This window comes from candidate division KSB1 bacterium, assembly GCA_022566355.1.
Taxonomy (GTDB): domain Bacteria; phylum Zhuqueibacterota; class JdFR-76; order JdFR-76; family DREG01; genus JADFJB01.
In genome coordinates, this window is sequence record JADFJB010000034.1 from 13,586 (window position 1) to 36,599 (window position 23,014).

Below are 23,014 nucleotides of genomic sequence, written 5' to 3' on the forward strand. Positions count from 1 at the left end.
CTTCGAATTCTCTTTAAGCTTTTCTGTCGACAATGCTGTAAACCGTTGGGATAACAACGAGCGTTAAAATAGTAGAAACCAGCAGTCCGACAATAACTGTGATTGCCATTGGCGTCCTAATTTCAGCTCCATCGCCTAATCCTATGGCCATAGGCAGCAATGCAAGAATAGTTGTTGCTGTCGTCATCATGATCGGGCGAAGCCGAACTTTACCCGCCTGAATAATGGCTTCCATCTTTTCCATTCCTTTCTGGCGCAATTTATTGATATAATCCACAAGAACAATTGCATTGTTAACGACGATTCCGGCAAGCATAATCATGCCTAGAAACACGACGATGCTCATCGGAATTTGTAAAACAAACAGGGCAATCAAGACACCGATAAAACCGAGAGGAATCGTAAAAATAATTACAAATGGGTGAATAAGCGACTCAAATTGGGAAGCCATTACGATATAGACCAGGAATATGGCCAGCATTAAGGCCAGCATTAAACTATTTAACGATGTTTCCATTTCTTTGTTTTGGCCGGCCAGGTTGTAAGAAAATTCGAGCGGCATATCAGTATTTCCAAGAAGCGTATAAATATCTTCACTAATGCTTCGTAAATCACGACCGCCGATATTTGCTGTAATTACTGCTGTTCTTTCCTGGTTCACCCTACGAATTTCAGCCGGGCCTTCATTCACACGAATTTCAGCCACAGCTTCCAGTGGTATTGGTTTCTCGCCACCCGGATTTATAATTAATCTCGATAAATTCTCAATACTTTGTTTGTCTTCATCCCGCAATCGGACCAGAATGTCAATTTTACGATCTTTGTCTTTAAACTCTGTGGCAACATCACCTCGAACTTTATTCCGTACGATCGCAGCGACTTCAGAAATGTTTAATTCATAACGAGCTAAAAGTGGTCTGTTATAAATAATCTGTACTTCAGGATTCCCGCGCTGGACATTGGATTTTATATCAAATAAACCTGGAATGTTTTTCATATCCTCTTCCAACTTCTCAGAAATTTCCTGTAATATTTGTAGATTGTAACCATGAATTTCAACTTCGATAGGTGTTTTAAAACTAAACAGAACCGGTCGCGAAATTTTCCATTGCATCCCTGAATAATTATTCATTTGTGAGCGAATACGACGAATCAATTGTTCTTCCGAGTCAATCACGCTGCTTGCTCTTCGCATTTGAACAGTTAATTTCGATGTATGTTCTCCTTCTTCTGAGCTGGAATTTGAGGTCCTATCAGTGCCGGCGACCATGGCTACTTTGGCAACCGCCGGATCGTTCATTAAATATTGTTCGATCGGTGTGCTCCGTTCTACAGTTAGCTCCACAGGCGTGCCAACCGGCATGGTGATGTCGATGTTAAATTCACCCTGGTGAACTTCGGGGATTAATTCGCTGCCAATCCTGGGTAAGATGAGCCATACAGTCAGCACAGCAACCGATGTAACGGAAGCAAGCGTAGTAGATTTATTGGTGAGCGCATAAATTAGAACCCTTGGATAGAACGATTCCAGTTTTCCATAAGACCAATTAAAAAGGGCAAAAACAAGCTTTGCAGGTCCAGATAATATTAGCTTAAATGACATGAGAGTGCCCTTTAGAAATACTGAAGCTGATATGATAAAATAATGAGAAAATCGGAAGGGCAACTCTAATAAGAAGGTATAAATGACATACTTGACGGTATAAAAGAAAATTGTGACCGGTAGAAATAAAATTCTACCGATTTTTCCTTTCCACTTACTACTTTCTATTTTTGCCTTAATAGAATACAAATCCTCCAGAAAAACAGGAAGAGAATTATTAACCAGGTATGTTGGCCAGATTTCTTTCACGAATTGGACACGCCAAAAGTCAGGATTTTGTGCGTAAGCGATAACCTTTTCACTCATTTTGAATTTTAAAATTCGTAACAGTCTGAGCAGAAAACCAATCGGCAATAGTAAAAGAAGAATAGGCAATGTAAGAAATTTAATAAATACAATAAACAGGGCAGCTGTGGTTTTAAATAATTTTAGAAAAACTAATCCTATCGTTCTCAGTAATACAATTATGCCTGTAATTATTTTCGAAAAAAACCCTGCTTGCAAATTACCGTTTACCAAATTTGAAATGTCAGAATCTGTTGAAAATGAAAGGATATGTTTTTTTAGCAATTCACCCATTTGAACACCGGAGATGAATTTGCTGGTTTCTCTGGAAGCTAGCATCGGAATGAGAAAAAGAGCAACAGCTAAAGAAGCGAGCAATGAGAAAACTACCGTAAGCGCCATGTCGCCGAAAATTTGTCCCGCCACGCCTTCTACAAATACAATAGGGAAGAATACCGCAACCGTTGTAAGAGTTGAGGCAAAAACTGCACTGCCGACTTCACTCACTCCTCTTACCGTAGCTTGAATCAAATCATCCCCTTCTTCCCGACAGCGGAAGATACTTTCCAAAACGACAATTGAATTATCCACCAGCATTCCGATTCCAAGCGCTAGCCCACCCAAAGACATAATGTTCAAGGATACGCCGAACATTTTCATGGGAGCAAATGTTGCAATAATAGAAACCGGAATGGCAATGCCAACGATCAACGTTGCAGTCAAATTTCGGAGGAAAATGAACAAAACCAACACGGCCAGCATTCCACCGATGATTGCTGTAGATTTTACTTCATTTACTGAATTTTCGATAAAGATTGATTGATCGGACAAAATATCCATATTGATACCGGATGGCAATTCATACGCGATGAAGTTAGTCATTTGTCGCAAAAGAAATTCCTGCCCACGACCGCCTTGACGGCCACCTTTGGCAGTTTTTTGCTCTTCCTCTTGTTTTTCCTCTTTCTCTTTTTTGGAGGATTCCAATCTTTGCACGAAAGCTTGTTGCTCGGCTGTACCAAAGACTCTTTCTGTTACTCGCTCAGCTACGGTGACAATATTCGCATCAGCTTCTTTATAAATTTCAATTTCAACGCTTTCGTGACCGCCAATGCGGGTTATAATCTCTCGTTCTTTAAAAGTCCGTTTTACATTTGCAACATCACGAATTTTTATTTCTCTATCATTCCATGTTCCAATGACAACTTCTGCAATTTCATTAACAGATTTGAATTCGTTTAGTGTGCGGACGATATATTCAGTCTGACCCTCCTTTAAATTGCCCCCGGCCAGGTTTACATTCTCCTGGGCAAGGCGATTTCGTACCTGCTGAATATTGATGCCAATCAACGTGAGTTTTTGTTCGTTCAGCTCAACACGAATTTCTTCTTCCAAACCACCTTTGACTTTTACAGCTGCAACACCCTCGATAGTTTCAAGTTTTCTTTTGATGTCTTCTTCAGCCATATAACGAAGATAAACGAGTGAAATATCGCCATAAAGGCCAAATCGAATTATTGGATCAAGTGATGGGTCGTATCGCAAAATAATTGGCCGTTTCGCCTCATCCGGAAGGAATACCTGGTCTAACTTTTCCCGAACCTCGGCAGAAGCTTCGTTCATATCGGTGCTCCAGGTATATTCCAGCTTAACATCCGATTGTCCTGCTTTGGAAATAGAGCTGATTCCAACTAGATTATTAACGACGCCTAACGCTTGCTCCACAGGTCGTGAAATTTGTGTTTCTATTTCTTCGGGAGCTGTGCCGGTATATTCGGTGCGAACCGTTAATGATGGATAAGTAATATCAGGCATCAGGTTTAATGGAAGTTGCTGATAGGATATCCAGCCAAAAACGCCAACACCAATAGCAACCATTAAAATAGCCACCGGTCTTTCTGTTGTAAATCTAAAGAAATCTCCAACTTGTCTTTTAGTGTCTGAGATTTTTGATTGAGGGGAATCCATAATGTTTTTTCTCTAAATTAAAATTAACTGATAACTGATAACTGATAACTGATAACTGATAACTGATAACTGATAATTGATAATTGATAATTGATAATTGATAATTGATAATTGATAATTGATAATTGAATTTAGGTTCCGGAAAACTTTGTTTCTCGATTCGTAACAATTTTTACTTTGGTTTGATCTTTTAAACCAGCTTGTCCCACCAGAATAATTTTGTCACCTTCTTCAATCGATGAAAGTGATTCAATTTTTTCATGATCTTGATAACCCACATCCAATTTAATTTTATGAGCAATACTATCTCGTACAACAAAAACATTCATGTACTCGTTTTCATAAATAATAGCTGTCTTAGGAATAAGAATTGCATTTTTGTGTGTATTTGTAATAATTCTGCAATTAACAAACATTCCAGGTCTAAGTTTATTATTTGTATTTCTAACTCCTATGGTAACTTTGAAAGTCCCACTTTGAGGATCGACAACCGGGCTGACTCTTTTGATCCAACCTGGGAATAAATCGCCTTTTATGTGGTCAGAATAGATATAAGCCTGTTGCCCTTTTTTGATAATACCTATCTCTTTTTCCGGGATGTGAACAACCGCAATCATCTCATCCGTATTGACTACTGTAAATAACTTATCAGAAGTTTGAATTCTGTCTCCCTCACGACATAATCGCTCTCCAATTACACCGGTAATGGTTGACGTGATTTTGGTATATTTGAGGTTTAATTTTGCCTGCTGCCAGGCAATCCTCGCAGCATCAGCAGCAAATTTTGCTGTTTCATATTCTTCATTACTCAATAGGTTTTTATCAGCCATTGCTCTTGACCGATTATACATACTTTGCTTTTGTTGATACTCGACATGTGCTTTTTCTTCAGCCAGAATGTATTCATCCGCTTCCAATTCAAGCAAAACTTGACCTTTAGCTACGAAAGTTCCTTCTTCGAGATTAATCTTCTCGACAAGCCCTTGAACGCGCGAGTAAACATCAATCATCTTTTCTGTTTCAAGATTTGAACTATACAATAAATAAGAGGATATGGTGCCACGAGACACTGTGGTCGTTTCAACAGGGATGAGGGTTTCTTCAGACTTTTTCTCTTTCTCACTGTCTACTTTAGAGGAATCTGCCTGTGCTTTGTGGGAACCGTTCGTGCCTTTTTGGCCGTCTGCTTCACTGTTTGAACAGCTTATCTGAAAGACTGCCAGGCTTAAAGTTATGAGTAGAATCAACGCTTTTTTAGTGCTCATTTTTAACTCCTGAAAATTATTACTTAATTATTTGTTTTTATCTTAAAGATTAGTAAACTATTACGTGATTATTTGGAGGGGGTTGCGGAAATTAAAACTATTTAAGAAAGATGTAATATAGCAACAAATCCAGAATGGGGTTTAGTAATGTTTTCGTTGGCAAAAAAAAAGCGTGAATGGCTACTTTTCCCATTCACGCTTTTTTAGAAAAATCAGGCTTGACTAAAAGTCAGTTCCAATAGAGAAAAGGGTATTCGGCTTCTCAAAATGTCTGAGATCAGTTGGCCATGCTAAATCAAGTCGAAAGCTTAGAAAGCCCAAGTTCATACGCGCCCCAATGCCAGCTGCGCCTTTCAAGTCTTTAAAGCCAAATCCGCCTTCAGTAGTGAATGGTTGAAATGATTCTTTGATGTATCCCGGGATGTCTTCACCCCAAGCGGCGGCGGCATCAAAAAATGTAACACCACTAATGAAATCATATTTTTCTGATAAGAACGGAAATATCGGGAATCGAAACTCCAAATTCTGAACAATAAATTTTGAACCTAACAATTCACCATAGTCCGCTCCACGGAAATCATAGGGTCCGCCAATTCTGAAATATTGTTTATCCCGACCCATGCTTGTACCACCTAAAAATCTCCAGGCTAAAACTGAGCGGCTGTTGATGCTTGCATATTTCCTATAATCAATAAAAAGTGTAGTAAATTCAAAATCTTTTACTGTTTGCTGAACTGTGAGGCGATATCGACTGCCACTTCTTGGTCCGATGTATCCAAACGAAATATTATCATGAACGTATGAAGCGCTAACCTGACCAAACGAGAAGCTGCCAAGATTTTGGGTGGTTTTTACTCTGCTGCCATTGATATATCCTTCAATAACCTCTTCTTGGCTTACATTGGCGATTCCAGTGGAAAGTTCAATTCTTGAAAACCGGCTAAACGGATATTGAGCAAATACACTTACTCCACGGTAGATTTGTTGAACGAAACCCTGCGCACTTGATGAGAGAAAAGTGATATAGGAATAGGCATTTTGATAAATCTGGGCGCCATAATTAAATCTATTACCAAGATTAAAATAAGCCAAACCAAGATCGGATTTAAGTGGATTGGTAAACCGCAGCCCTGTGCTGAAAATGAGATTATGATTGCCTAAAATATCGCTAAAGAGTAACTGTGCCCCACCGGCTGAGCCGTAAAGTCCACCTATGTTACCTCCTAATGCGACTGCATCCAATTTGAGTTTTCCACTATAATCACGCTCTTCAATAGAATCCGTATCTGCTAATTCATATTCAGATAAAAATTCGTTTGGCTCGGGTAATTCAGGAAGTAGATTTGATTTGATTGAGAGAGGATAAGAACCGTTAGTTTCATCACTATTTCCATTTGATGGTTCTGTATTGATATTTGTTCTCGAAGATTCAACCGCTAATACAGGTTCTTGTGGCGGGTATTCCATCCGAAAGAGCTGCCAGGCTCCATTCACGTATGCTGAGAAAGCGATTGTTTTACCATCAGCAGAAATGCTAAGGCTCGGTGTGGATTCAGTTATTCCGGACACACCGTTATTTAATAAAGTAACAGTTTCAATTTCACTGGTCAATAAATCGATCGTATAAATATTAGGAATTCCCTGGTGGTCCGAAACGAAAATAATCTTTTCTTCTTCGCCAATCCATTGCGGCGCTGTGATATTGCCGGCTAAATCCGTAACCAGGTCAATTTTACCGGATTCTAATGTATATAAAGCCACATCCAAATCACCAAAAAATAGCTGGTCAATATCTGTACCTGTTCCACGGTCGGTTGAAAAAACAATCCGTTTGCCATCTAGAGACCATTGTGGATGAAGTTCCGCATAGCGATCATTTGTTAGTTGTTGTATCTTTTTATCCGCCAGGTTGACTATATAAAGATCGGATTTACCTCCCTTAATTCCAACAAATACAATTTGAGTCCCATCGGGAGAAAAAGCCGGAGAGCTTAATCCATTCAATTCATCGAATGTCATTTTAAACAATACCTTTTTAGATTGCGCATTGACGATATAAATTCCATCATCTTTTCCGGTCTTTGATACAAATGCTATTCGCTTTCCATCACGGGACCAGTTTATGGCAGTATCGAAAAACCGCAAGACTTCAAATCGATTACTCTCTCCGCCCTTAATCAAACGATCCTCTTTTAGATCCCCATCATCCGATTGAGTGATTAAAAAAATGTCATCTTTTAAATTCTTATTCGAAACATAAGCGATACTCTTACCATCAGGGCTAACTGCAGGCACAATGTTCATGCGATGGAAAGCGCCGGTTTTCTTGGTGATCTGCTGTGCAATATCTCCAGGCTCTTTGAGGGTTATATCAGTCTGGTAAACCAATTCACGCATTGCCGCGTGCCATTTTTCTGTTAATTTCTTGGGATCCATCTTTAACTGGGCTTTTAAAGCAGGTTCGAATTTTCCTAAATTAACTGCAGTTTTTAAAAGGTCACCGACTTTTCTCTTGCCATATGTCTCCCCGATGTAATACCAGAGAGACTCCCCGAGCCGGTAAACTCGAATATCAAAGGTATTGTTTAATTTATCGACAGTTAAGAGATTGTCGTTTTCAAATCCATCACGGACCCACATTCGAGTCGTGTTACTCATCCCAACGGAAAGGTATTCAGCCATTCCCTCAACAAACCAAAGAGGTGGATTAAACCGGGATTTAGCGATTTGGTTATCCGGCCTAAGAATAATATCGAACTGGAAAGCATGAACCAATTCGTGAATCAAGACATGATTGAATTCACGGTAAGAACCTGTAATCGGAAGTGCAACCCGGTTTTTTAGAGATTCGGTGACCCCGCGTGTGCCATCTCCTATCATTCCCTGAACGATATTTGTTTGTTGAAAATCGTTTACAGAGGCATAAAGAAGCAGGGGGATTCTTTCTTTAATTTGATGATCAAAAACTTCGGAAAGATAATCATATCCACGTTCTGCCATTCGGGCAGCATCGAAAGCGGCTTGTTTTTCTTCCGAGTAATAATGTACATCAAAATGCTCGGTTCGTAAAACGGACCAATCAAAATTTTTGTAGTGGACTTTATTTTGACCGAATTGAGTTGCTGTTTGGGACAACGCCGGAAGATTAAGAATTCCGATAAGTAATAGTGCTGCAAAGCAATGAGGCAAAAATGTTTTTGTCTTCATTTTGTCAACCTCCGTAATTATTTTCATGTAAAAGTTCGATACCCATTAAAACTCATAGCTCCTTAGAGTTTTATCAAATTTTCGAATACCTCCAATCTTTAATTTGCTTTGCCTTTGATATATTTATTTTTCGTCAATTGATCTCTGTAACTTTACGAATTGAATTAGGTTTCAAATAATTTTTTCTCCGCAAAAAATAGTTGAGTTAATCTTTTTAGACTTGATAAGATTAACTTTGTTTAAAAACAATTGGTTATAACAGAGTATAAAACGCTTTAAATAATTTGCTAAATTTTCAATTCAGACTTGACATTGACAAGAGTGAAACGTAATTTGGACAATTACATTATCACTAAAAACCGGCTACAAGAAGAGACTCAAATGTAATCATGGGTTGAGTTAAATTGAAAATCGGTAGCTGGCTAAAAACATTAAGTTTTGTTATAACTCTTTTCAAAAATTAAAAATGAGTATCAAAATGATCTGGAGATAATTGATGTCTGATAATTTAAAGTTAAATCGCCGGACAGTTTTTAGCTGGTGCATGTATGATTTTGCGAATTCTCCCTTCACAACACTGGTTGTGACCTTTATTTATTCCGCATATTTTACCGGCTACCATGCAGAAAACATCACGGTTGGGACAGTATATTGGTCTCGAGCCGTGACTATAACTGCAATTATCGTGGCTCTTTTATCTCCAATTGTTGGTGTCATGGCAGATCGGGGTGGAACCCGCAAACTTTTTCTTTTCATAACAACTGCTACCTGTGTTGTTGCTTCGACTTTCCTCTATACCATTGAGCCAGGATTTGTATTGCAAGCGCTCATTTGGTTCGTGATCGCAAATATCGCATTTGAAATGGGAGCGGTTTTTTATAATGCTTTTTTGCCTGATATCACTCCATTGGAGAAAATAGGCCGAGTTTCCGGATATGGTTGGGCATTGGGTTATGTGGGCGGATTGCTGGCATTGGTCATTGCTTTTGTTGGATTTGTCAATGCGGAAATTCCATGGTTTGGATTTAGCAAAGATGCTTATCAACATGTTCGTGCAACCAATCTTCTGGTTGCGGTCTGGTTTGCAGTGTTTAGTATTCCCACTTTTATCTGGCTTAAAGAAAATAAGTCAAGAGTTATTAAAGATGGAAAAAATACCGTCACTGAAAGCTATAAACAATTGGTTAACACCTTTAAGGAAATCAGGAAATACCGTCAGGTTGTGAGACTTCTTTTAGCACGTTTAATTTACAATGATGGTCTGGTCACAATATTTGCTTTCGGTGGAATTTATGCTGGAGGAACATTCGGCTTTACTTTAGATGAAATAATTATTTTCGGAATTGTGTTAAATATTTGCGCTGGTATTGGAGCATTTGCTTTCGGATATTTGGATGATATTCTCGGCGGCAAGAAAACCATCATGATTAGTCTGATTGGTCTTTCTGTGGCGGCTATCATTGCCGTTACAGCACAAAACCGCTTTTGGTTCTGGATTGCAGGAATTCTGATCGGGCTGTTTTCAGGACCTAACCAGGCTGCCAGTCGTTCTTTGATGGCACGCTTTGTACCGCGAAATATGGAAGCAGAGGCATTTGGATTTTTTGCGTTCTCAGGTAAGGCTACAGCATTCTTAGGGCCTTTACTCCTGGGCATCCTGACAGGTGCTTTTGACAGTCAACGGGTTGGCATTGCTATCGTCCTGGTATTTTTTGTTGTGGGGGGTGTGCTTTTGCACTTTGTGAATGAAGAGGAAGGGATAAAATTGGCGGCAAGGGGAGAGTAAAACGTGAAGCGTAAGACGGCAGACGTGAGAGTGTTAATACAAATACTTTTTCTTATCATTTCCGCATGCTTACCCGTTAAAAACATACGGGCACAAGTTTAGCGCGAATCTCATTTTTGCAATGATAAGAACCGGTTAATGCTTGTTCCTGTATATTAAACCAAAGAAAAATTGAAATCTATTCATACCATGAATGATAATCATTCACACCTTGAATTAAATTACAAGCCACATTGGTTTACAATCTTATTTGGAGAGGGTGATAAAAGCTTTCGTTACACTCCAATCAGAATTTCAGTCGTTATTCACCCGCCATGGATTATCTATTTAGTAGATCACCAAGAAAGTTTTACAAATAATACTTCTTGATAATTATCTCTCCATGAGATATTAACTCATAAGGAATATGATAAGAGTAAATGGAAGGAATAACAATGGAAGTGTTAAATGAAGAAATAAAAGCAATCGACAGAATATGGCCGATTGCCTCCAGGGTTGTATCGGTCATCAATAATGAAGAACAGTATGAATATGCCGTAAAAGTATTAGATAAATTAATCGATATGGTTGGTGAAGATGAAAATCATCCACTGGCGTCATTAATGGAAACCATGGAAACACGGATCGAAGAGTACGAAAATGAACATTATCCTGAACCGAAAAGAGATTCGATTGGGTGCTTAAATTATTTAATGGAAGAACATAATCTAAAACAAAGTGATTTAAAGGAACTGGGAAGTCAAGGAGTCGTATCGGAAATATTAAGCGGAAGAAGAAAGCTTAATATCCGCCAGATTAAAGCGCTCAGCAAACGATTTAAAATATCGCCTGCCGTTTTTATTGAAGATGATTAATTAGTGTCTTAACGAACAACTTTTCTGTCATTCCCGTCTGCTTACCCGTTAAAAACATACGGGCACAAGTTTAGCGGGTATCTTCCAGACTGGAATAATGAGATTCGTGCTGAAAAACATTGAAGCAGAAGCATTTGGATTTTTTGCGTTCTCAGGCAAAGCTACTGTTTTTCGAGCCCTGGACTCTTAATAATTTTGGCAGGAGCATTGGCAGCCAACGAGTTGGTATTGCAATTGTCCTGATATTTTTTGTCGTAGGGGGTGCTCTTACACTTTATGAATGAAGAGGAAGAGGGGATTAAATTGGCAGGAAGGGGAGAGTAGAAAACATAAAATGACAAACCCTATCGTGACGTTCATTTCACAAAACGAGGAAAATAGTGTACCGATATTTATTTAACCAAATTAATTCAAAGACAAAAAAGGCCGTCCAAATATTTTGAACAGCCTTTTTTGTATTCTCAAATATTAGTACTATTTTCTCAAGAACTCTGCCCAAGTCCTGCCAAATCCAACAAAAAGCAATAAATAAACGCAGTCTCACGGTATCGCTTATATCGGCCTGAAGCGCCGCCATGACCGGCATCCATATTGATTTTCAGCAGAAGTCTGTTGTTATCCGTTTTCATCGCACGTAGTTTTGCGACCCATTTTGCCGGTTCCCAATATTGAACCTGTGAATCATGAAGGCCGGTTGTTACCAGCAAATTGGGATAATTTTTGGCTTCAACATTATCATAAGGTGAATAAGACAGCATATAATCGTAATATTCTTTCTTGTTAGGATCGCCCCACTCATCGTATTCGCTGGTGGTTAGGGGAATGTCCGGATCCAGCATAGTGGTAACAACGTCAACCCAGGGAACGCGAGTGATTATACCATTGAACAAATCCGGAGCCATATTCATCACGGCGCCGACTAAAAGTCCACCTGCGCTGCCGCCCATGGCAAACATTTTTTCCGGATTGGTATAATTCTCCTCAACCAGGTATTCTCCGCAGTCGATAAAGTCAGTGAAAGTATTTTTCTTCTTCAATAATTTACCATCCTCATACCAATACCGTCCCATCTCTTGTCCACCACGAATATGCGCGATTGCATAAATGAAACCGCGATCCAGTAAACTGAGCCTGGCAGAATTGAACGTTGCATTCATACTGGAGCCATAAGAGCCATAACCGTAAAGGAGAAGCGGATTTTTGCCATTTTTCTCGATCCCTTTTCGATATACAATTGAAATCGGAATTTGTACGCCGTCATCGGTAGTTGCGTATAAACGGTCGGTCACATAATCATTGGAATCAAATCCACCCAAAACATCTTCCTGCTTGAGCAATGTTTTTTCACGAGTATTCATATCGTAGTCGAATGTTGAGTTCGGCGTGGTCAAGGAAGTGTATCCATATCGCAGGACGTTTGTATTAATATCCGGATTGGTGCTGATATAAGCCAGGTAAGTGGGTTCGCCGAAATCCAGGTAATGTTCTTTACTTCCATCCCAGGGCATAACATGGAGCTGTGCCAAACCATTCTTCCGTTCAGAGAGCACAAGGTGATCGGTAAAGATCTCGAAGCCATTGAAAAGAACATCATCTCGATGTGGAATAACTTCTTTCCAATTGTTTTTCGAAGTATTGGTAATGGGCGTTTCCATCAAGCGAAAGTTTTTCGCATTTAGATTTGTCCGCACATAAAATTTATCCTTGAAATGATCCACATCATATTCGTGATCTCTTTCTCTTTTCAAAAATACCTTGAATTTTCCATTTGGATTACTTGCATCCAGGTAGCGATATTCGGAGCTAAGGGTTTGGTTCGAGCCAATCATCAAGTATTTTTTTGATTTGGTCTTAAAAATGAAGCAGGAAAATGTATCATCCGTTTCATTAAAAATGAGCTCATCGTTTGCCGGGTCTGTACCCAACACATGCTTGTAAATCTGGTTGGAACGGAGCGTTTCCAAATCTTTCCTGGTATAGAAGATTGTCTTATTATCGTTAGCCCAGGCGGCATTGCCGGTCACATTGGCGATTTTGTCTTCATAGATTTCACCGGTATCTAAATTTTTAAACTGCAGCGTGTATAATCTCCTGCCAACAGTATCCACAGAAAAAGCAAGAAGGTTTTGTCCGGAACTCACATATCGTCCCCGAACCGAACAGAATTCATGCCCTTCAGCTATCTCGTTCGCATTCACCATAATTTCTTCTTTGCCATCCATAGAGCCTTTTTTGCGGCAATAAATGGGGTATTCCTTACCGTCTTCATAGCGTGTGTAATAATAATAATCATCTGATTTGTAAGGAACCGATTGATCGGTCTGCTTGATCCGGCCTTTAATCTCTTCGAATAATTCATCTTCGAGTTTATTTGTATGAGCCGTCATGGCATTGGTGTATTCATTCTCGGCTGTGAGATAATCGATCACTTCCTGGTCCTCGCGTTCTTTTAGCCAATAGTAGTTGTCGATCCGAATATCATCATGGATTTTCAACTCCTTCGGCTCGATTTTCGCAATAGGAGGTTCCAGGTTTGTAGGCATGGTCTCAACCTTTGCCGATTGACAGCTTGTAATAAACAAACAACACCCTATTACCAGAAATGGGATAGTATAACGCATAATGATCTCCTTTCATTTATGAAAAAAATCAAATAAAAAGTGGTGAGATTTGTAAGATTTAAAAGCCATATAATGGAAAGATTCTCACTCATTTATTCTACAATGTAAGAAACAAGGTTTAGCAATGCAATGTAAATGGTTGTTCGAGTTTTTATCACTTTTTCTCCTATTTTACTCTTTCGAACTTTGCAGTGAATATTTCAGGTTAGATATCGAAATTAGAATTTTAGTCTTATCTACCTTTAATTCCTCTAACCGCACCTGCAATTAAATTATAGGCTGCTTTTAAGGACAATTGATCTTTGTCATCGATCGGATATGACGCAATGCCAATTGCGGATGTTTTTTCATATTTGAACATCAATTCCAAGGCAGCGGCTAACTCCTTGCTGGTAGGGCCATTGGGAACTGTGAGGGGGTGTCCCATTACTTCCTTTGGGTCCAAAACATCCATATCGATGTGGATATATATTTTGTCTGTTAACCCGCTCAATCTCTTCATTTGATGATGGATATTGTCTGTTAAATTTCGGATATCATCAGTTGAAATCATTTCGATTAATGAATTGTCGAAGCGCTCCTGCTCCAATGGATCAGTATCTCTTAACGCACCCATGACAATATATTTTTCCGGAATTGCCGGATCCAAACCCGATTGCAAACGCATTCGCGTCAGACAATGACCGGCTGCAATCGCGACAGGCATGCCACCAAGCATGCCACTGAGTGTGGTTTCCGGTGTATTGAAATCACCGTGCGCGTCGATAAAAACCAGGCCGATTCTTAATGGTCGTTTACTTGTACCTGAATGCTGCAATCCGGCAAGCATTCCCATTAAGGAACTACAGTTATTTAAGAGTCCCACATTAAAATTGCCGTCTCTTTCGTTTTTTGCAACCCATTGCCCCAACCGGTTATTGGCATAACCAAATTTATTCCAGACGCCATATTCTTTTTCTTCTTCCTTTGATAATTGTACGTTGGAAATGTTTACTATTTTGCCACCCATTCCTGAAAGAATATCTTTCAGCCCGCTATGTTCCAATATGTCTGGTCCTTTGGATATAGGCGAGCCGCTACGATCTCCTTTGTATGGATTTTTGACCAGGGCTATTTTTATTTTACCATCATTGTCTATGTATTTTTGAGCATAAACATTAATTGGAATACTCAAAAGACAAATTATGGCGAAGGCAAATATTTTTTTCATTGATGACCTCATTTTTAAGATTGAATTAACGATTTAGATCCCTCTAATTGGCTGGATTTTTCTTTAGTTCAAATCCGGGTTTCTGGTATTGAATCTTTCCACCAACCATAGTAAAAAGAATTTTCGAATTCATTTGTAATAATTCTTCATTTTCTATATTCAACAGATCGGCATCCAGGATAACTAAATCTGCAAGTTTGCCGACTTGAAGGGAGCCGCGAATAGGGTCGTCATAGGTCAGATATGCCCCGTTGATGGTATATGTTTTCAGTGCTGCCAGAAGTGGTATCCGCTGTTCAGGGCCATGAACCTCACCTGATAATTGATGTCGTCTTGTACGCATTTGGTAAATGCCAATCCAGGGATCGGGAGAATTATTCGGATAATCAGATCCGGATGCCATTCGGATTCCGGCATCCAGAAATGTTTTGTAGGGTGTATGTCGCGACATTCTTTCCGGACCAATATTTCGCAGGAAGGAGTCTCCTTCAAAGTAAAGATTTGCCGGATTGATAGCAGCGATGATGCCGTATCTGGCCATTTCTTCAATCACTGCAGTATTTGGCTCATCAGGCAGATAACAGTGAATGATACTCCATCTCAAGTCAGCATTAGAATCTTCTTTTTTAATCTGGTCCATAAGGATTTTATAAGCATCCACAGTTTGTCGAATAGCCGCATCTCCACAGGCATGGGTATGCAACTCCCAGCCATAATTAGTGAGTTTGTTGAATTGTTCGAATCTATAATTAAAATCAGGATCTCGAAAAGCACCGTAGTTTTCACCACCCAATGGATCTTCAGGTATGGACAAGAATGGCACCGAAACTGCTGCACTTCTGGAACCGATGCCTCCATCAGCGGAGATTTTAGCTCCACGAATTCGAAACATTTCGTTGCCAATATTATGAAATCCTAAAGCCTTAAGGCGATTTTCTATCTGTTTGGGATCACCCAAACCGGTTGGATCACCGCTGCGATACCAGCCATCGTAGATATTCACCCTGACCGGTAGGTTGCCGGTATCATACGCTGCTTGATAAATCTTGGTAACACTGCCCATTCTGGAACCTGCCTCGACAATGCTTGTGATTCCCAGTGAGGATAGTACTTCCAAACCCAGGATAAGGCTTTCTACTTTTTGCTTAAAGGATTGTTCAGGGATTACTTTTGAAATCAATAAAGGTGCTTTGGTGCCAACGAAGACACCGTTTGGCAGGCCAGAATCCGGGTCTCGAAAAATAATATCTCCAGCCTCAAACTCGGCTGGATCTTCTTTAAACCATGTAGGGTGGGTAGATGGATCATCGAAATCAATGCCAAGCAGCTCGAAGACTTTGGTGTTTACTGCAATTCCATTATAAATGCGTTCTAGTGAGACCGGAATGTCTCGGGAAACATGGTCCAATTCATGGCGATTGGCCATGCGTTTTTCCACAAGCCGATCCTGGGTCCATCCCAGGCCGAATAGCCATTTCCCCATCTCTCCGGTGGTTGGATATTCCCAACCATCGAGATTATTTTCTTTTTTGAGTTTGTCGAGGCGGTCTTTCAGTAATCGCTCGATATCAGCTATATTTTTGGCAGGTTCCATATTGACTGCATAATATTGCTGAAAACCGAGGTCGCGTACATGAATGTGAGTTTCGTTGATTCCGGGAATGATCGTTCGTCCACCAAGATCATACGATTTTGTTGAGGATCCCTTGAAACGCTCCATATCCTGATCTGAGCCAACAGCTATAATTTTATTTCCCAAGACCGCAATAGCGCTAGATTGAGGATTACTCTCATCCATAGTTAAGATTTTTGCGTTGGTATAAATCAGGTCTGCTTTTAGATTTGTTTGAGCTAAAGATGAATGAGATGCTAAAAATGAAACACTTAGGAGGAATAAGGTTGACAAAACTATTTTTTGAAGTTTAGGCATTTTTTTATGGCTTTGACTGATTCCATCGATCCAGAAGACTGCGTGAAAACAGGATTTCAATGAAAAAAAGGTTTGAAATGGTTACCTCATTATAGAATTCATTCGCACTCACAAATAAAGTTGTGTGCTTCTATATTATTATATTATTAATTAACCTGGATAATTCATGAACCTTATCACTGTCATCCAGTAGCGACGGGATGACACTTTTGAAACTTCAAGCTTAATACTATAATTCATGAATAGTGCAGGTTAACAAAGGCTCATTACTAGTGAATCCTACGAATTCATTCGTGGGAATAAGTAAATCCTAAAAGAATCTAACCGTTTTAACGGTTTCCCAACTCATTTTCACACAACCTTTCCAGGCGATGGAATCAATATAATTACCGTGTAAAAACAACCTTCCCGCTGACAAGGGTCATCATGGCTTGCGTTTCAAGGATTTCTTCCGCAGGAATAATCATTATATCTTTAGAAAGCACAACCAAATCCGCTAATTTACCAGGGGTAATCGATCCCAAAACATCTTCTTCGAAACTTGCGTAAGCCGCATCGAGTGTATAGCTTTTTAATGCTTCCAATCTAGTCAAACGTTGATCGGGATACCATCCACCTGCTGGTTTACCTTCCCGATCCTGGCGTGTAACGGCAGCATGGATACCCATAAACGGACTAAACGTGCGCCTGCCTTCATCCGAACCGCCAACAATTCGGATGCCGTTATTGAGGAAAGTTCGCCAGGCATATCCTCCTTTAATTCGTTCCGGTCCAACACGTTTTTCCGCCCACGGCATATCCAATGTGCAATGCATCCACTGAAACGAGGCGATTAAATTCAGTTTCGAAAAGCGGGGGATATCCTCCAATGCTACAATTTGAGCGTGTTCCACGCGAATGCGATGATCTTTGACCGGATTTTCCTGCAATGCTTTTTCTACCTCATCCAGTACGATTCGATTGCCGCGATCACCGATGGCATGTAATGCTACATTAAAACCATTTGCCAGGCATTTACTTACAATTTGATAAACCTGGTCGCCGGGAACACGAATCACCCCAGTCGCAGAGGGCTCATCGCTGTAGGGCGCAAGCAGGGCAGCCCCGCGTGCTCCTAAAGCGCCATCAATGGAAAGCTTAACACCTCTTATAGTCAACCGATGATTCCCCTCGGCTATGACTGGCCCTGCATTTATAAAATCGTCCAGCAATTCTCCTGTTCGCCACATTCGCACATAGCCATTTATCCGGAACGGAAACTGGTTTTCGGCAATTAACTCGCGGTAGGTGTTAACTACTTCCATACTGGTTCCCATGTCGTGAGCGCCGGTAAAACCGTAGGAATGGGCCAATTGGATAGATTTTCTAATGCTTTCTTTGAGGCTCTCTTGTTGTTGTGGTGGAATAACATTTCGAACCAGCCATTGTGCATTTTCGATAAGGATGCCCGTAGGTTTGCCATCTTCGTCACGCTGAATGATGCCGTCGTCCGGATCAGGTCTGTCTTTAGTAATACCAGCGGTTTGCAGCGCTTTACTGTTTAGCCAACTGGCATGACTATGCATGCCAACAAATGATACCGGATTGTTGGGTGCCACCCGATCCAAATCTGCAGCAGTAGGCCAATCCTCAACTCCCCAGTTGGCTAGATGCCAGCCGGAGCCAGTCAGCCATTCTCCGGCAGGTAAACGCTGCACTCGTCTTTTAATTAAAGTCAACGCTTCCGCAAGACTGCGAGTATCATCTAACTCGACAATATTGCTTCGATCTGCTCCCAATCTGGCAAAGTGGAGGTGTCCATCTACCAGGCCGGGAACCACTGTTTTACCTTTCAGATCGATTTCTTCAGTTTGATCTCCCTTGTATTGATTGATCTCTTCGTTGCTGCCGACTGCCAGGAAATTCTCACCTTTTATGGCAATGGCCTCGGCCTTGGGATAATTCTCGTCTACGGTGACGATATTACCATTAATGAGAATTAAATCGGCATTTTTATTTGCTGAGCAGCTTATACTGATTAGAGCAATAAAGCAAGTATATTTTAATGATTTAATCATGGCTAAGTCTCTTTTTGAATTCTAATAACAATTATGTCCATTTCACACAACCTCTCAAAACGATGAAATCAGTATTTCACGTTAGTTGTCTGCCGTCTCAGCCAAGGAGATTGCCACGTCGTCTTTCGACTTCGTCTCAAGGACTCCTTGCAATGACACGGTTCTTGATGTTTATTTTTCTTTTTTCTTTTTTACTTTGTGCCTATGTGCCTATGTGCCTATGTGCCTATGTGCCTATGTGCCTTTGTTACTTTTGTTCGTTTCGCATCTGCCGTCTCACGTCTCACGTCATTTGTCTTCACTGGCTACTTGATCTTTCATTCTCTCTTGTTTTTGCTTGTTTACCATTTCTTCCACATCTCTAAGCAGCTGCTTGGCATCATAAATAATTCCATCCTTGATCGTATATTTCACACCGCCAACTCGTTCAGGCTCACCGGTCTCATCATTTATTTTTTCGGCTCCGTTGCCGTAAAGGACTTTCAAGTTTGCGAGGGGATTTTCGTCGATAATCACCAGGTCAGCCAACAATCCGGGACGAATTACGCCGCAATCTATAGGCAGGCCTTTGGGTTCGAAGAGCGCTTCCGCGCTATGCATGGTTGAAGAACGAATGACTTCCAGGGGGTGAAAGCCGGCTTCCTGCAGTAGTTCCATTTCCAGAATGGAGCCGAATCCATATGTCTGATAGATAAATCCGGCATCCGAACCCATGGTAACTCTTCCGCCCATATTTTTGTAATCATTCAAGAACTGCATCCAGACATGGTAAAAGTTTTTCCAGGCTACTTCATCCCAGGTTGTCCAGTAATACCAGTAGGAACCATGGCTTTTCCTGCTGGGCTCATAAAAATCCCAGAGAGATGGAAGTGTATATTTTTCATGCCAATCGGCTGTGCGAGCCCGCATCACATCTCTTCCGGCAGAATAAATCGTCATGGTAGGGTTGATAATAAAATCTAGCTCGAGAAATTCCTTTAACAAAGCATTCCATTCGTCGCTTCCCCGGGGATGGATTAAATTCCACTGGCGAGCAACCTGACCAAACCGATGCTGTTCATTGTTATAGTTCATGTCAACAGGCCAGGGTTGAACATCATAATTTTTGTAAAGAGATTCGAATAGACCATAATAATGTGTCTGAGTTCCAAGACCCAGGCGCGCCGCGTCGATCGCATTCATTTGCGCAACACCCATCTGGCCTAAATGGGCGGTTGAACCGAGCCCAAATTTCTTCGCCTCATCGAGCAAAGCTGCCATAATCTCGGGACGATACGAGCCTACTTTCAACCCATCAATGCCTTTTTTGGCAGCATACCGTACCCATTCCCGGGCGTCTTTGGGTGTGCGGATTTGCCGATCTTTCCACTCTTTGCCGCTTCCAGGTCGATGGTAAGAAAAGATACGCGGAGCTACGATCTCATTTTTAGCGCTTCGTTCCCTTTCTTTTAACGACCACTCCAGCGGGCCGGTGGGGACGCCTCTTACTGTGGTGATGCCATGACCCATCCATAGCTTGTATACATATTCGGCTTCCGGCGCTTTTGGTACTCCGCCAGTATGCACATGGAGATCGATTAAGCCGGGTATCACATAGGATCCGTGAGCATCGATTTCTTTTGTGGCATCCTTGGGCCTTTTGTCTTCATCTATTTCTACTCCTGGTGATCCCACACTTTTTATTTCTTCAATCCGATTCCCTTCGATGACGATATCCACCGGACCTCTTGGTGGAGCGCCGGTGCCATCAATAACAATTGCGCCCCGAATGATCAACCGTTCAAATGGACCTTCGCCTTCTCCGGCCTTTCGGTCCGGTGCAGGTTTAACCATTTTTGGTTGTTGTTTTTCTTCTGTTGGTTTGTCTTGTGAGAAACTATAACATGGAATTAAGAATAGTAGAATCAAAAATGCATTAATACGTTTTATTGGTTTCATTTGGCCTCCGTTGTTTTGAGATATTAATTCAGTGATTCAATAGTTATTTGTTTAGAAGTGTTTGAATAATCAAATGAATAAATAAAATTATTCGTGTAGATAAAATATTTCTCAGTCATTCATTTCATCCCGACTAAAAGTTTTTCCAGGATGTACGTACTTTAAAGATTCCATAAACGTATCATAATTCGATATTTTTAAATTATTTCTCACATATTTTTGCAACCATTTGCGAAATTCAGCATTTAAAGTCGATCGTTCACGATATGCTCTTTCCCGCGCTTTATGAATGAGGATTTCTTCAGCGCTTAAGGTTATATTTTTTAACATAAACCTTCTTTTATTTATCTATATCACTAATATTGTATGCACAAATATAGTGTATATTAAGAAATCTATCTCTTAAATACAAATCCTAGTAATCTAAAAACTTAGTATTGTACTTCTCTCTTATATTTAACTTCACCACCCAAAATAGTATAATCCACCTTTGTGTTGAGTATTTCTTCTTCAGGAATAGTCATGATATCTTTTGAAAGAACCACAATGTCTGCAAGCTTGCCTTTGGTGAGTGATCCTTTCAAGTGCTCTTCGAAAGCTGCGTAAGCGTTGTTAATGGTATAAGAACGTAAGGCTTCTTCACGAGTCATTCGTTGATCAGGGTAAAATCTTGTACCATCCGGCATCATCCTGGAAACGGAAGCGTAAAAACTAGCCAGCGGATCGATATCTTCAACGGGCACATCCGTTCCATTCGTGACAACCACACCAGCATCCATCAGGGTTCGCCAGACATAAGCGTTGGATTTAGATCGTTCATCTCCAAGACGTTTGGGCACCCAGGGGGCATCGGATGTGCAATGCACGCCTTGCATTGAGGCAATGACTCCTAGCTGAAAAAAGCGTGGGACGTCATCCGGGTGGATATGCTGAGAATGCTCGATGCGCCAGCGTAAGTCAGTTTTGTTGGGATCCATTTTGAAGGTTTTTTCATAGATATCTAAAACTTCCCGGTTAGCCCGGTCGCCAATTGCATGCGTGTTTACTTGAAAGCCATTTTCAAAAGCGATTTCAGCAGTTCTTGTGATATCTTCAACAGTTTCCAAGACTAAACCGGTGCTGGAGGTTAGATCGATATAGGGTTCGAGAAGCCAGGCGCCATGGGAGCCCAGTGCACCATCAATTTGACGTTTGATGGAACGCACTGAGAGAAAATCATTATCTTTAGGAATTGTTCGGTATGAAGCTAATTTCTCTGCCATTGTTTCATTGCTTTCTCTTCGCACCATTACATACAATCGAATTGGCAATTCACCACGTTCCGCAAATGCCTTGAAACGATCGATTTCAGCGAAACTTGCACCAGCATCATGAAAAGTCGTAATTCCTTTCGAAAGCGCTTCTTGACCGGCTAATTCTATTTTTTGTCGGGCTTCAGCTTCTACTTCCTCTTTTGATCGGTTTTCTAACGAAGCAGTTCGAGCCGCGCCAACCATCCGTTGTGCGGTCTCTCGCAACAAACCAGTGGGATTCCCCAAGTTATCTTTGACAATTTCTCCTCCAGGTGGATTAGAAGTGTCTTTTGTAATATTTGCAATTTCCATCGCTTTGGCATTGGCAAATGATGCATGACCACTGGCATGGGTTAAATTCACTGGATTATTTGGTGATATATTACTCAGTTCTCGATGCAATGGTACGCCATCCACATTTGGTTGCGGCACTTTGTCCCATTTTTCCTGGTGCCAGCCCCGGCCGGTAATCCATTCGCCAGGTTGTACTTTTTTAGCAGCTTCACCTACCATGGCGACGATTTCATCCCAATTTTTAACTTTGGTTAAATCCAGGATCATTTTTGAATTTCCCAGGCCCATATAATGCCCATGACCCTCAATGAAACCCGGTACAACCAGCCTGCCATTCAAATCAATCACTTCAGTATTATCGCCAATATATTTTTGAATTTCCTCATCACTGCCAACTGCAGTTATGGAATAACCAGAGATTGCAATAGCTTGTGCTTCCGAAATAGTATCATCCAGGGTCACAATTTTGCCATTTTTCAGAACAAGGTCTGCTTGTGTGGACAAACTGCATCCCCAAAACAAGCTAACGGCTAAAAATAATCCACTCAAAAATAACTGCTGTTTGAATTTTGAGTTCATTGAATCTCCATTTTTAAAAAAAATTAATGATCTAGTGATTGTTCTTAACCACCTAATTTACAAATAGAAAACCATAAAGCAACATAAATCCATCAATAAAATTGATTTTCTCGAAAAAATATAAA

At 40.6% G+C, this 23,014-nt stretch carries 13 protein-coding genes; 3 read left to right on the forward strand and 10 right to left on the reverse strand.

All coding sequences use genetic code 11. The features are described from left to right. Positions 1-13 precede the first annotated feature (13 nt). From IIC38_07980 to IIC38_07990, 3 genes are all read right to left on the reverse strand, one after another. A complete protein-coding gene (locus IIC38_07980; GenBank protein MCH8125883.1) occupies positions 14-3,856 on the reverse strand; it encodes an efflux RND transporter permease subunit in 3,843 nt (1,280 codons plus the stop codon). Between the two features lie 131 nt (positions 3,857-3,987). Further along, positions 3,988-5,121, reverse strand: a complete 1,134-nt coding sequence (locus IIC38_07985; protein ID MCH8125884.1) for an efflux RND transporter periplasmic adaptor subunit — start codon at positions 5,119-5,121, stop codon at positions 3,988-3,990. Positions 5,122-5,343: 222 nt separating this feature from the next. Further along, positions 5,344-8,328, reverse strand: a complete 2,985-nt coding sequence (locus IIC38_07990) for a PD40 domain-containing protein (protein ID MCH8125885.1) — start codon at positions 8,326-8,328, stop codon at positions 5,344-5,346. Positions 8,329-8,824: 496 nt separating this feature from the next. Between IIC38_07990 and IIC38_07995 the strand changes: the two genes are divergently transcribed. The 3 genes from IIC38_07995 to IIC38_08005 all read left to right on the forward strand — a co-directional run bounded on the left by IIC38_07995 (position 8,825) and on the right by IIC38_08005 (position 11,252). Further along, positions 8,825-10,114, forward strand: coding sequence for an MFS transporter (locus IIC38_07995; GenBank protein ID MCH8125886.1), 1,290 nt, complete (start codon positions 8,825-8,827; stop codon positions 10,112-10,114). A 434-nt stretch (positions 10,115-10,548) separates the two neighbouring features. Next, positions 10,549-10,968, forward strand: a complete 420-nt coding sequence (locus IIC38_08000; GenBank protein MCH8125887.1) for a helix-turn-helix domain-containing protein — start codon at positions 10,549-10,551, stop codon at positions 10,966-10,968. A 134-nt stretch (positions 10,969-11,102) separates the two neighbouring features. Further along, a complete protein-coding gene (locus IIC38_08005) occupies positions 11,103-11,252 on the forward strand; it encodes a hypothetical protein (protein MCH8125888.1) in 150 nt (49 codons plus the stop codon). Positions 11,253-11,450: 198 nt separating this feature from the next. On the opposite strand, the gene IIC38_08010 is transcribed toward IIC38_08005, so the two are convergent. The 7 genes from IIC38_08010 to IIC38_08040 form a co-directional block, all read right to left on the reverse strand. Then, entirely contained in the window at positions 11,451-13,589 is a 2,139-nt protein-coding gene (locus IIC38_08010) for a S9 family peptidase (protein ID MCH8125889.1), read from the reverse strand. A 232-nt stretch (positions 13,590-13,821) separates the two neighbouring features. Continuing rightward, positions 13,822-14,799, reverse strand: a complete 978-nt coding sequence (locus IIC38_08015; protein MCH8125890.1) for an arginase family protein — start codon at positions 14,797-14,799, stop codon at positions 13,822-13,824. Between the two features lie 43 nt (positions 14,800-14,842). Further along, complete coding sequence (locus IIC38_08020) at positions 14,843-16,729, reverse strand: amidohydrolase (GenBank protein ID MCH8125891.1); 1,887 nt, start codon at positions 16,727-16,729, stop codon at positions 14,843-14,845. A 386-nt stretch (positions 16,730-17,115) separates the two neighbouring features. Further along, positions 17,116-18,786, reverse strand: a complete 1,671-nt coding sequence (locus IIC38_08025; GenBank protein MCH8125892.1) for an amidohydrolase — start codon at positions 18,784-18,786, stop codon at positions 17,116-17,118. Positions 18,787-19,074: 288 nt separating this feature from the next. Next, positions 19,075-20,724: an amidohydrolase family protein gene (locus IIC38_08030; protein MCH8125893.1), complete on the reverse strand. Its 1,650-nt coding sequence runs from the start codon at positions 20,722-20,724 to the stop codon at positions 19,075-19,077. A 111-nt stretch (positions 20,725-20,835) separates the two neighbouring features. Next, on the reverse strand, positions 20,836-21,054 hold the full coding sequence (locus IIC38_08035; GenBank protein MCH8125894.1) for a hypothetical protein: 219 nt from the start codon (positions 21,052-21,054) through the stop codon (positions 20,836-20,838). Between the two features lie 101 nt (positions 21,055-21,155). Next, complete coding sequence (locus tag IIC38_08040; GenBank protein ID MCH8125895.1) at positions 21,156-22,889, reverse strand: amidohydrolase; 1,734 nt, start codon at positions 22,887-22,889, stop codon at positions 21,156-21,158. Positions 22,890-23,014 lie beyond the last annotated feature (125 nt).